This is a genomic window from Actinoallomurus vinaceus (genome assembly GCF_039542055.1).
Lineage (GTDB): Bacteria > Actinomycetota > Actinomycetes > Streptosporangiales > Streptosporangiaceae > Actinoallomurus > Actinoallomurus vinaceus.
In genome coordinates this window covers 190,218-201,977 of sequence record NZ_BAABHK010000014.1, presented here as the reverse complement: position 1 = coordinate 201,977, position 11,760 = coordinate 190,218, and the positions used below count along the sequence as shown (strand labels likewise).

Below are 11,760 nucleotides of genomic sequence, written 5' to 3'. Positions count from 1 at the left end.
CCCTGCGCGAAAACCCTATCGATCACGGACGATCCCGGACAGTGCGCCGAATCACGTTCCGGCGAACCCCGACCTCGATCTTCGGCAACGAGTCGATCTCATGTGTGGCGGCGGGGCGGCCGTCGGTGCCACGATTCGTCCCATTACCTCCGCTTTACCGTTAGAAGGGCAATTCGTTGCGCAAACTGGCCATCGGTACCCTCATCGGGCTGGCCGCCGCCTCGATCGGGGCGGCGACCCCGGCGGACGCGGCAGCACAGCCGCGCCTCGACAAGCTGGTGAAGCTCAAGGACATCCGCGGGCACCAGAAGGACCTGCAGACGATCGCCACCTACAACGGCGGCACCCGCGCGGCAGGCGAACCGGGCTTCGAGATCTCCACGAAGTACGTCGTGAAGCAGCTCAAGAAGGCGGGCTACCGCCCGACGGTGCAGGACTTCCCGTTCGACTACTACAAGGAGAAGTCGCCCGCGGTCTTCGATCGGCCCGGCGGCCCCTCGTACGTCTACGGCACCGACTACGCGACCCTGGACTTCTCCGGCTCCGGTGACGTCACCGCCATCGCCACGGCGGTGGACGCGGCGGGTGCCGGGGTCGGCAGCGGCTGCGAGGCCGACGACTTCGCCGGCTTCCCCAAGGGGAACATCGCCCTGGTCAAGCGCGGCGGCTGCAACTTCTCGGTGAAGGCGGGCAACGCCCAGAACGCCGGCGCCGCCGCCATCGCGATCTACAACGACGGCGCGTCGCCCGAGCGCATGGGCCCGGTGCAGGGCACCGCCAGCACGCCGTGGAAGATCCCGGTGATCGGCCCGACCTACCAGCTCGGCACCGACCTGGTGAAGGCGTCGGCGTCCGGAACGCTGAAGCTGCACATCAAGACCGACACGTTCAGCGAGCAGCGCACCGCGCACAACGTCCTCGCCGAGACCAAGCGCGGCCGCGCCGACAACGTCGTCGTCATGGGCGCGCATCTCGACAGTGTCACGGCCGGTCCCGGCATCAACGACAACGGCAGCGGCACCGCCACGGTCCTCACCATCGCCGAGCAGATCAACAAGCTCGGCAAGGGCATCAAGAACAAGGTGCGGTTCGCGTTCTGGGGCGCCGAGGAGGAGGGCCTGCTCGGCTCGGAGTACTACGTCGCGCACCTGACCGCCGATCAGAAGGCCAAGATCGCCCTCAACCTCAACTTCGACATGCTCGGCTCGCCCAACGGCGTGCGCGGCGTGTACGACGGTGACGACTCCGAGGGCGCCGGCACCAACCCGCCCGCCGGCTCCGGCGCGATCGAGAAGGTCTTCCTCGACTACTACGGCAAGCGGAAGCTGGCGACCTCGCCGAGCGAGTTCAACGGGCGCTCCGACTACGGGCCGTTCATCGAGAATGGCATCCCGGCCGGCGGCCTCGACTCCGGCGCGGAGAAGCTGAAGACCGCCGACGAGGCGAAGATCTACGGCGGTGAGGCGGGCAAGGCGTACGACCCCTGCTACCACCAGGCCTGCGACACGTACAGCAACGTCAACACCACCATCCTCGACCAGCTCGCGGACGGTGCCGCGCACGCCGCCCAGGTGTTCGCGGGCAGCACCCTCCCGGTCAACGGCGGCCGCGTCGCCGCCCCGAAGGCGGCCCGCGCCCACGCGAAGCACGCGCCCGCCGGCCGCTCGCTGAGCTGATCGCGGGGTCCCGCCGGGCCGAGCAGGTGGTCGACCGCTCGCCCGGCGGGCCCTGGCGGCTTCGGCCGGCGGCGGACATCACACCGGTCTGACCTTGGCGTATACGGTGAAGAGCCGGGTCTTACCGGTCGCCGTCGCCGTGGAGGAGAAACCGATGCACACGCGCGGCACGCCGTTCACCACCTGGATCGCCAGTCCCTCCGGCTCCCGTACGTACAGCGAGTAACCCACCGTTGTCCGCACCTGCCGCTGTTCGACCCGGCCGGTGGCGAGATTCACCGATGTGAGCACGGTGTTCCCCTTTCCCGAACGCGGGTTGCCGGTCCCGTACGCGGTGCCCTGGACCATGTAGAGACGACGGCCGTACGTCGTGTAGCCCTGAAAGTCCGGAGCCTTCATCCACGAGGGCTCTTTGACGTCCGCGTAGACCTTCGTGAAGACGTGCTTCTTCTGGAAGGCGGTCAGGTCGTACGTCGCGTAGTGCGTGCCCGTCGCGTTGAAGTACCGAAGAATGATCCGCTTGTAGGTCTGGTCGATCGACACCGTCTCGGCCTTCGCTCCCGGAACCGGGGCGAACTTCCGCAGCGCGGATGACGTGCTGGTCAGCGTCCGGCCGGCGACGTACTTGAAGCGGGCGATGTGGCGACCACGCCCGGTCTTGGGATCGACGTCCACCTCGGTCCACAGGTACGGCGTGGAGCCGTTCACCTCCAGGCCGATCGACACGCCGTGGCCGAACCCCTTGAGCGTCATGTGCCCGAGCCGCTTACCGGACCAGTCCAGCTGGTTGAGGTAGAGGTTGCCGTCGGATGTGGCGCCAGACCCGCGTTGGGCGACATAGATACGCCGATGAGCGTTGTCGAACGCGAACGACTGCGCCGCGCGCGAACCGGTCAGCGGCTTGTTCCGGAACAGCAGCGTCGGCGACGCCGCCAGTCCGGACCTGTTCGCGAACACCGCCGATGGCTCCGCCGCAGCCGGACTCGGCCCGTCGGCCCCAATGGCCGCCGTCGCGGCCAGAACCACACCGCATCCGGCGAGGACTACCCCGCGTTTCACTCGATTCCCCCGGTTTGCCGTACGGGATGGGAAAGTGACCTTATCGCCGCGGGGCATCCATGACGCTGATCCGCCCGCACGGCACACGACCTCAGCTGCCGCAGGTACCGCGATCGCCCCTCGTTAGGGTTACGGCATGGCGAAAGAGCGCGACGACCAGCCCGTCGTCCTGTCGAAGATCTACACGCGGACCGGCGACGACGGCACGACCAACCTCGGTGACATGAGCCGTACGGCCAAGACCGACCCGCGGCTCGTGGCGTACGCCGACGTCGACGAGGCGAACAGCGCCATCGGCGTCGCCCTCGCGATGGGCGCACTGCCCGAGGACATCGCCACCCTGCTCACCCGGGTGCAGAACGACCTGTTCGACGTCGGCGCGGACCTGTGCGTGCCGGTGGTCGCCGAGCCGGAGTTCCCGCCGCTACGGGTCACCGAGGACTACGTCACCCTGCTGGAGCAGGCCTGCGACGAGCACAACGCCGACCTGCCCAAGCTCCGCAGCTTCATCCTGCCCGGCGGCACCCCGGGCGCCGCGCTCCTGCACGTCGCCCGTACGGTCGCCCGGCGCGCCGAACGCTCGGCGTGGGCGGCGCTCGCGACGCACGAGGACATGAACCCGCTGACCGCGAAATACCTCAACCGGCTGTCCGACCTGCTCTTCATCCTCGCCCGCAAGGCCAACGCCGAGCACGGCGACGTGCTGTGGAAGCCGGGCGGGGAACGCTGACCATAGGTGATCGACGAGCCGCCAGGGTGACGGGCGGGCCGCCCGGCAGGCGCCTCAGGCGATCGGCGAGCCCGGTGGGGCGGCCTCGAGCCAGGCGAGGAACCCGGTCAGTGCCGCCCCGCTCATCGCCAGCTCGACGATGGTGCCGTTGCCGTCCTTGAGCTCGACGATGCCGGCGTCCGGCTGGAGGGCGGCCTCCTCGCCGGCCTCCGGCTTACGGCGGCCGGAAACGACGAGGCCCCGGCGGTGTACGACCCGCCGGGGCCTCAGCCGAATGCCGAAAATCGCGAACCAGAGCAGCTCGTCGCCGTTGTAGCGGCCGATGCCGAGCCGCCATACGCCACGGCCATGGGGGTCACGCAGACTGCACTCGACCGTGCCGCCGCGGCGTTCGAGCAGCCAACGCCGCAGCGACAGCAGGGCGAACGCGGCGAGCACCGCCACCAGGACGACAACGACCAACTCGCCGATGTCCCAAGCCAGGTGCTCGCTCACTCCCCCCTGCTTCCCCCAAGCAATCCGTGACGGTCAGATCTCTTCGCCGGCGGCCCGCAGCCGCGCCCGCGCGCGACGCTGCGCGACCGCGGCCTCCTCGCCCTCCAGCCCGGAGACCCGCTCGTACTCCTCACGAGCGGCGGCGAGATCGATCTCGCCGCCCAGCTCGGCGTACTCGGCGAGTACCGAGACCTCGTCGGAGGCGACCGAGAAGAAACCGCCGGAGACCATCGCGGAGATGACCGCCGACTCGTCGGCGGGCTTGATCCGCACGACGCTGCCGTCCACCAGCAGGCCGAGGACCGGCGCGTGACCGGGCAGGATGCCCATCTCACCCTCGATGGTCTTGGCGACGACCATATCGGCTTCGCCGGCCCAGATCTCACGCTCCGGTGAGACGAGCTCGACGTGCAGCTTTGCCACTTGTTCTCCTCCGAACGCCCCGCGGCGTTACTTCTGCAGCTCCTGGGCCTTCTTCTCGGCCTGCTCGATGTCGCCGACCATGAAGAACGCCTGCTCCGGGAGGTGGTCGTACTTGCCCTCGGTGATCGCCTTGAAGGAGGCGATCGTGTCGCTCAGCGGCACGTTCTCGCCCACCTGACCGGTGAAGGCCTCGGCCATGTACATCGGGTGCGACAGGAACCGCTCGATGCGCCGGGCGCGCTCGACCGTGACCTTGTCCTCTTCCGCGAGCTCGTCGATGCCGAGGAGGGAGATGATGTCCTGCAGCTCCTTGTAGCGCTGCAGGATCCGCTTCACCGACTGGGCGACGTCGTAGTGCTCCCGGCCGAGGATCACCGGGTCCATGATCCGCGAGGTGGAGTCGAGCGGGTCCACCGCCGGGTAGATGCCCTTCTCCGTGATCGCACGCGAGAGCACCGTGGTGGCGTCGAGGTGCGCGAACGTGGTGTGCGGAGCGGGGTCGGTGATGTCGTCCGCGGGCACGTAGATCGCCTGCATCGAGGTGATCGAGTGACCACGGGTCGAGGTGATCCGCTCCTGCAGCTCGCCCATCTCGTCGGCGAGGGTCGGCTGGTAACCCACGGCGGACGGCATACGGCCGAGCAGCGTGGACACCTCCGAACCCGCCTGGGTGAACCGGAAGATGTTGTCGATGAACAGCAGCACGTCCTGGTTCTGCACATCGCGGAAGTACTCCGCCATGGTCAGCGCGGACAGGGCCACCCGCAGACGGGTGCCCGGCGGCTCGTCCATCTGGCCGAAGACGAGGGCCGTGTCCTTGAGGACGTCGGCCTCCTTCATCTCCAGGAGGAGGTCCGTGCCCTCACGGGTGCGCTCACCGACGCCCGCGAACACCGACGTACCGCGGTGGTTACGGGCGACACGGGTGATCATCTCCTGGATGAGCACCGTCTTGCCCACGCCCGCACCGCCGAACAGGCCGATCTTGCCGCCCCTGACGTACGGGGTGAGCAGGTCGATGACCTTGATGCCGGTCTCGAGGATCTCGGTCTTGCTCTCGAGCTGGTCGAACGCCGGCGCGTGCCGGTGGATCGGCCAGCGCTCGGTGACCTCGAGCGACGAGGTCGGGACGTCGAGGGACTCGCCGATCGTGTTGAACACGTGGCCCTTGACACCGTCGCCGACCGGCACCGAGATCGCGGCGCCGGTGTCGACCACCGGGGCGCCGCGGACGACGCCGTCGGTGGGCTGCAGCGAGATGGCGCGGACCATGTTGTCGCCGATGTGCTGGGCGACCTCGAGGGTCAGCGTCCGGGTCTGGCCGCCGATCGTGACCTCGATCTGCAGCGCGTTGTAGATCTCCGGCATCGTCTCGACGGAGAACTCCACGTCGATGACGGCGCCGGTGACGCGGGCGACACGGCCCGTCGCCGTGGCTGTTTCTACCGAAGCAGTCATGGTGACTCTCACTCACTCCCCGCGGAGCTCTCGGCGAGCGCGTTCGCGCCACCGACGATCTCGCTGATTTCCTGCGTGATCTCGGCCTGACGGGCCTGGTTCGCCACTCGCGTCAGGTTCTCGATCACATCGTTGGCGTTGTCGGTCGCCGACTTCATCGCCCGCCGTCGCTGCGCGTGCTCGGAGGCGGCCGCCTGGAGCAGCATGTGCCAGATCCGGCTCTCGATGTAGTTCGGCAGGAGGGCGTCGAGCACGGTCTCGGCCGACGGCTCGAACTCGTACGCCGGCAGCACGCCCTGGGACTGTTCCTCCGGGGCCTGCTCGGACTCCTCGATCTCCAGCGGCAGCAGGCGGCGGACCTGCGCCGTCTGCGTCAGCATCGACACGAACTCGGTGTAGACGACGTGGATCTCGGCGACCCCGCCCTCCTCGGCGGGCTTCTCGAACTCCGCGACGAGGGTGCGGCCGATGGCCTCGGCGTTCGCGAACCGCGGGTTGTCGCTGAAGCCGGTCCACTCGCCCGCGAACTCGCGCTCGCGGAAGCGGTACCAGCCGACGCCCTTGCGCCCGACGATGTACGGGACGGGCTCCTTGCCCTGCTCCCGCAGCAGCGTCATCAGCCCCTCGGCCTCACGGATGACGTTGGCGTTGTAGCCGCCGGCGAAGCCGCGGTCGCTCGTGATGAGCAGCACGGCGACGCGGTTGCTGTCGGTCCGCTCGGTCAGCAGCGGGTGGCCGACACCGACGTTGTGGCTGACCAGCGCGGAGATCGCCCGCGTGATCTGCCGGGCGTACGGCCCCGACTCCCGCACCCGCTGCTGCGCCTTGACGATCCGGGAGGAGGCGATGAGCTCCTGGGCGCGCGTGATCTTCGCCATCGACTTGGTCGTGGCGATCCGGCGCCGGATCGTCCGAAGCTGGGCACCCATGCCTTACTTCTTCCTCACGCGGGTGATCTTCTCCTGCTCGACGTCACCCTCCTCGATCGCCTCGACCGGCTGCTCCTGGAGCAGCAGGCCGTGGTGGGTCGTCTCGAAGCCCTTCTTGAACTCCGCGATGGTGTCCTTCAGGGTCGCGATGGCGTCGTCGTCGAACTTGCCGCTCTCCCGGATGTTGTCCAGCAGACCCGACTGGTTGCGCTTGACGTGGTCGAGGAGCTCGTCCTCGAACCGGCGGATGTCCTCGATCGGCACGTCGTCGAGCTCACCGCTGGTGCCGGCCCAGATGGAGATGACCTGCTGCTCCATCGGGAACGGGTTGTTCTGCGGCTGCTTGAGCAGCTCGACCAGGCGGGCGCCGCGGTCCAGCTGGGCGCGCGACGCGGCGTCGAGGTCCGAGGCGAAGGCGGCGAACGCCTCCAGGTCACGGAACTGCGACAGGAACAGCTTGAGGTTCTTCGTGGCCCCGCGCATCGCCTTGGTCATCGCCGCGCCGCCGACGCGGGACACCGAGATACCGACGTTGATCGCCGGGCGGACGCCCTGGTTGAACAGGTCGGTCTCCAGGAAGACCTGGCCGTCGGTGATCGAGATGACGTTGGTCGGGATGTACGCCGAGACGTCGTTGCCCTTGGTCTCGATGATCGGCAGACCCGTCATCGAGCCGGCGCCCATGTCGTCCGACAGCTTCGCGCACCGCTCCAGCAGCCGCGAGTGCAGGTAGAACACGTCGCCGGGGTAGGCCTCACGGCCCGGCGGGCGGCGCAGCAGCAGCGAGATCGCGCGGTACGACTCCGCCTGCTTCGACAGGTCGTCGAACACGATCAGGACGTGCTTGCCCTCGTACATCCAGTGCTGGCCGATGGCCGAACCGGTGTAGGGGGCGATGTACTTGTAGCCTGCGGGCTCGGACGCGGGAGCCGCCACGATCGTGGTGTACTCCAGCGCGCCGGCCGCCTCGAGCGTGGCCCGCACCTGCGCGATCGTCGAGCCCTTCTGGCCGACCGCGACGTAGATGCAGCGGACCTGCTTGGTCGGGTCGCCGGTCTCCCACGCCTGCTTCTGGTTCAGGATCGTGTCGATCGCGACCGTCGTCTTGCCGGTCTGCCGGTCACCGATGATCAGCTGCCGCTGACCACGGCCGATCGGCGTCAGGGCGTCGATCGCCTTGATGCCGGTCTGCAGCGGCTCGCCCACCGGCTGGCGCTGCATGACGCCCGGCGCCTGCAGCTCCAGCTCGCGGCGGCCGGTCGTCTCGATCGCGCCCTTGCCGTCGATCGGGTTGCCCAGCGAGTCCACGACGCGGCCGAGGTAGCCGTCGCCGATGGGGACCGACAGGACCTCGCCGGTCCGGCGGACCTGCTGGCCCTCTTCGATCTTCGAGAAGTCGCCCAGGATGACGACACCGATCTGCCGAACGTCAAGGTTCAGCGCGATGCCGCGCGTGCCGTCCTCGAACTCAAGGAGCTCGTTCGCCATGGCCGAGGGCAGGCCCTCGACGAAGGCGATGCCGTCGAAGCACTCGACGACGGTCCCGACCTCCTCGCGCGCGGCGGTCTCCGGCTCATAGGCCTGGACGAAGCGCTCGAGCGCGCCCCGGATCTCCTCCGGCCGGATCGTCAGCTCCGCCATGTCTTCTTCGTCTCTCTCCGTGAGTCCGATGCTTGGTTCAGCTCGCCCGTTCGATTCGCCGGCGGACGTCTTCCAGCCGGCGAGCGATGGTGCCGTCGATTTCCTCGTCCCCGATCTGAACGGAAATACCGCCCAAAACCGTGGGATCTACCTCGATGTTCAAGTGAACGTCGCGGCCGTACTGCGCCGAAAGCGCGGCCTGCAGCCGGGTCCGCCGCTGGTCGTCGAGCTCGACCGCCGTGCGGACGACCGCGACCACCCGGTCCCGGCGCTCGGCCGCGATCCGGCCGTAGGTCTCGAGCGCTCGCTCCAGACTACGTCCTCGCGGATGCGTCACGGCCTCGGTGACCAGGCGCAACGTCGCCGCGGTGGTCTTGCCCTCCAGCAGCGTGGTCAGCAGCTCGGCCTTGGGCTCGCCCGGCACGCGCCGGTCGACGAGCGCGCCCCGCAGCTCCGGCTGCGCCTCGACGATCCGCCCGAACCGGAAGAGCTCGTCTTCCAGGTCGTCGATCCGCCCCTGCTGCTCGGCACCCGCCGCGACGGCGGTCACCGCGAGCTCCTCGACCGCGTCGGTCAGCTCGATGGAGCGGGCCCACCGCAGCCGTACGACCTCGGCGACGAAGTCGCGGACCGCCGGGGAGACCTTGCCGTCGAGCACCGCGGTGGCCAGCTCGGCCCGCCGCTCGGCCGGCTGGGCCGGGTCCGACAGGGCCCGGCGCAGCACGTGCTCACGGTCGAGCAGGTGCAGCACGGCGAACAGCTCGTCGCCGAACGCCGCCGGATCACCGGCGGACAGCACGGCCTCGAGCCGCTCCCTGGCCTCGACGAACGAGGCCCTGCTCGCGCCGATCATCGGTTACGCCCCCGCCCGAGCGCGGTCCTCGAGCTCGTCGAGGAACCGGTCCACGGTGCCGCGACGCCGACTCTCGTCCTCCAGGGACTCGCCGACGATACGGCCGGCCAGCTCGACCGAGAGCTGCCCGATCTCCGCGCGGAGCTGGGTGAACGCCAGCTGCCGATCGGCGTCGATCTGGGCGTGCGCCTGATCGATGAGCCGCTGCGCCTCGGCCTGGGCCTGGTCGCGCAGCTCCGCGATGATCTGCGCGCCCTGCTCGCGCGCCTCCTCGCGGATCCGCGCGGCCTCCTGCCGGGCCTCGGCCAGCTGCGTCTGGTACTGCTCGAGCGTCCGCTGAGCCTCGGCCTGTGCCTCCTCGGCCCGCTTGATCCCGCCCTCGATCGCATCAGTGCGCTCTTCGAGCGTCTTCTGGATGCGCGGCACGAGGATCTTGCCGAGGAAGAACAGCACGACGAGGAACGCGAAGATACCGACGATCATCTCCGCCGCGTCGGGCAGCAGAGGGTTCGGGTTCTCCGTGTTCTCGGCGAGTAGCCCGGCGGCGCGTTCGGCCAAAAACATGGCGTGCACAGCCTTCCGTCAGAAGTGAGCCTGGGTCACTTGGCGTAAATGAAGGGCGCGACCAGACCGATGAGGGCGAGCGCCTCGGAGAACGCGAAGCCCAGCAGCATGTTGGTCCGGATCACGCCGGTCAGCTCCGGCTGGCGGGCGATCGCGTTGACGCCCTGGCCGAAGACGATGCCGACGCCGATGCCCGGGCCGATGGCCGACAGGCCGTACCCGATCGACTTCAGGCCAGGGTTGATGTTGACCTGGTCGGCGGCGGCGACGAGGATCTGCGACATTCCATTTCCTTTTCACTCGGCCGGCGGTACGCCCGCCGGTCATGTCGTGGGGTAGTGGGGTTCAGTCTCAGTGGTCGGCGTGCAGGCCGGCGCTGATGTAGAACGCGGCCAGCAGCGTGAAGACGTAGGCCTGCACCGCCTGGATGAACAGCTCGAAGGCGGTCATGGCGATCGTGAGGACCACGCCGAGCACGCCGACCCCGAAGCCCTGGGGGGTGACCTTCTCCCACAGGAAGTGGAAGCCGACGGTCGCGAACAGCGCGATCAGGATGTGACCCGCGAACATGTTGGCGAACAGCCGGACCGCGTGGGTGAAGGGCCGGATGAAGAAGACCGACACGAACTCGATCGGCACGACGATGAGGTACAGCGCCGCAGGCAGGTCCGGCGGCATCGTGGAGTTCTTCAGCAGGCCGAAGAAGCCCTGGTTCTTGACGCCGACGACCCAGAAGGTCAGGTAGATCAGGACGGCGAGGACCATTGGAAACGCGATCCGAGAGTTCACCGGGAACTGGGCGACCGGGATGACCGACATGAGATTGCCGATCCAGACGAAGAAGAAGAGCGGCACCAGCAGGCGCAGCCACTTCTCGGTGTCCTTGCCGAGGAACGGCCGGCCCATCTCGTCCCGGACGAAGATGTAGGCGACCTCGCCGAGGTTCTGCACGCCGCGTGGGACGAGCTTCGGCTTGGCGAACGCGGCCCAGAAGAAGCCGACGACGATCACCATCACGAGGAGGCTGAGCACCATCGGCTTCGCGACGGCGAACGAACCGATGTGGAAGAGGGGCTTCCACTGGAAGAGCCAGAGCCCAGGGGCTTCGAAGTCCTTGGCGAGGACGTGCGGCGCACTCACCCGGCATTCCTTTCGCAGTCGTAGCTCATCAAGGCGGCAACCTTGCTGTCGTCTCGGTGGGCTACGGCTCCGCCTGACGCGCTCAGCGTCCGTAGCGGGCGTAGACCAGGTAGCCAGCGAGGACCAGGCCGAACACCAACCCGATGGGGAACAACGCTGACAGGTGCAACCAGCGAGCGAGCAACCAGCCCGCACCGCCATAGACCAGCATCCCACCCACGATGGTGGCAGGTGCGGCCGACACGTCGTTGGCGAACTTGCGGTTCTCCGCTTCGCTGGGCTGACGCCCATTCCCGGTCATCGCGTCTCGGACGATAGCAGGCCACCTCCCGCATAGTCATATTGGAGTAGTCCATTGTCATCATCCGCCCGACTTCTCCTGGTCGCGCGACCGGGGGGCGGTTTCCGTGTACGGCGTCTTCGCGTTGATCGTGGCGTTCGTCTCCGCGGCGAGCCAGACGAGCGTGAGGGCGAGGACGGTCCAGCCGAAGGCGTGCGCGTTCCAGGCGGTCACGCCCTTGAACGCCGCGATCAGGGCGAACACGGCGATGAACTTGATCAGGAAGCTGATCAGGCCCGCCATCATCATCAGCTGCTGGGAAATTTTCGTGACATAGCTGACGACAAGCAGCCCGAGGGTGAAGAATACGAGAACAACCGCGACACCGATCGCGGAGCCGAGGGCTCCCTTCGCCCCGGCGAGGGCCAGGCCGGCGAGGATGGCCACCAGCCCGACGATGCCAGTCGGGATCGCGGCGCCACGGAGGATCCGGGCGTCGTTGGAGTGCATGA

The 11,760-nt window shown here is 68.3% G+C and carries 14 protein-coding genes; 2 read left to right on the top strand and 12 right to left on the bottom strand.

From position 1 onward, the window contains the following. The first annotated feature begins 176 nt into the window (after positions 1–176). On the top strand, positions 177–1,676 hold the full coding sequence (locus ABEA24_RS38605; protein ID WP_345437847.1) for a M20/M25/M40 family metallo-hydrolase: 1,500 nt from the start codon (positions 177–179) through the stop codon (positions 1,674–1,676). 78 nt (positions 1,677–1,754) lie between these two features. On the opposite strand, the gene ABEA24_RS38600 is transcribed toward ABEA24_RS38605, so the two are convergent. Then, a complete protein-coding gene (locus ABEA24_RS38600; protein ID WP_345437845.1) occupies positions 1,755–2,633 on the bottom strand; it encodes a phage baseplate protein in 879 nt (292 codons plus the stop codon). A 238-nt stretch (positions 2,634–2,871) separates the two neighbouring features. Between ABEA24_RS38600 and ABEA24_RS38595 the strand changes: the two genes are divergently transcribed. Beyond that, a complete protein-coding gene (locus ABEA24_RS38595) occupies positions 2,872–3,465 on the top strand; it encodes a cob(I)yrinic acid a,c-diamide adenosyltransferase (RefSeq protein WP_345437843.1) in 594 nt (197 codons plus the stop codon). A 54-nt stretch (positions 3,466–3,519) separates the two neighbouring features. On the opposite strand, the gene ABEA24_RS38590 is transcribed toward ABEA24_RS38595, so the two are convergent. The 11 genes from ABEA24_RS38590 to ABEA24_RS38540 form a co-directional block, all read right to left on the bottom strand. Further along, complete coding sequence (locus tag ABEA24_RS38590) at positions 3,520–3,960, bottom strand: DUF2550 domain-containing protein (protein ID WP_345437841.1); 441 nt, start codon at positions 3,958–3,960, stop codon at positions 3,520–3,522. Positions 3,961–3,993: 33 nt separating this feature from the next. Further along, entirely contained in the window at positions 3,994–4,383 is a 390-nt protein-coding gene (locus ABEA24_RS38585) for a F0F1 ATP synthase subunit epsilon (RefSeq protein WP_345437839.1), read from the bottom strand. A 27-nt stretch (positions 4,384–4,410) separates the two neighbouring features. Beyond that, a complete protein-coding gene (atpD, locus tag ABEA24_RS38580) occupies positions 4,411–5,841 on the bottom strand; it encodes a F0F1 ATP synthase subunit beta (protein WP_345437837.1) in 1,431 nt (476 codons plus the stop codon). Positions 5,842–5,849: 8 nt separating this feature from the next. Beyond that, entirely contained in the window at positions 5,850–6,770 is a 921-nt protein-coding gene (locus ABEA24_RS38575; RefSeq protein WP_345437835.1) for a F0F1 ATP synthase subunit gamma, read from the bottom strand. A gap of 3 nt (positions 6,771–6,773) precedes the next feature. Continuing rightward, on the bottom strand, positions 6,774–8,411 hold the full coding sequence (gene atpA, locus ABEA24_RS38570) for a F0F1 ATP synthase subunit alpha (RefSeq protein ID WP_345437833.1): 1,638 nt from the start codon (positions 8,409–8,411) through the stop codon (positions 6,774–6,776). 37 nt (positions 8,412–8,448) lie between these two features. Further along, positions 8,449–9,264, bottom strand: coding sequence for a F0F1 ATP synthase subunit delta (locus tag ABEA24_RS38565; protein WP_345437831.1), 816 nt, complete (start codon positions 9,262–9,264; stop codon positions 8,449–8,451). Between the two features lie 3 nt (positions 9,265–9,267). Continuing rightward, positions 9,268–9,828, bottom strand: coding sequence for a F0F1 ATP synthase subunit B (locus ABEA24_RS38560; RefSeq protein ID WP_345438099.1), 561 nt, complete (start codon positions 9,826–9,828; stop codon positions 9,268–9,270). A gap of 35 nt (positions 9,829–9,863) precedes the next feature. Beyond that, positions 9,864–10,112, bottom strand: coding sequence for an ATP synthase F0 subunit C (gene atpE, locus ABEA24_RS38555; protein WP_345437829.1), 249 nt, complete (start codon positions 10,110–10,112; stop codon positions 9,864–9,866). Positions 10,113–10,179: 67 nt separating this feature from the next. Beyond that, positions 10,180–10,968: a F0F1 ATP synthase subunit A gene (atpB, locus tag ABEA24_RS38550; RefSeq protein WP_345437827.1), complete on the bottom strand. Its 789-nt coding sequence runs from the start codon at positions 10,966–10,968 to the stop codon at positions 10,180–10,182. An 82-nt stretch (positions 10,969–11,050) separates the two neighbouring features. Further along, positions 11,051–11,269: a hypothetical protein gene (locus ABEA24_RS38545; protein WP_345437825.1), complete on the bottom strand. Its 219-nt coding sequence runs from the start codon at positions 11,267–11,269 to the stop codon at positions 11,051–11,053. A gap of 60 nt (positions 11,270–11,329) precedes the next feature. Beyond that, the gene (locus tag ABEA24_RS38540) at positions 11,330–11,758 is read right to left on the bottom strand and encodes a Cg1360 family ATP-synthase-associated protein (RefSeq protein ID WP_345437823.1); all 429 of its coding nucleotides are present in this window, start codon (positions 11,756–11,758) and stop codon (positions 11,330–11,332) included. Positions 11,759–11,760 lie beyond the last annotated feature (2 nt).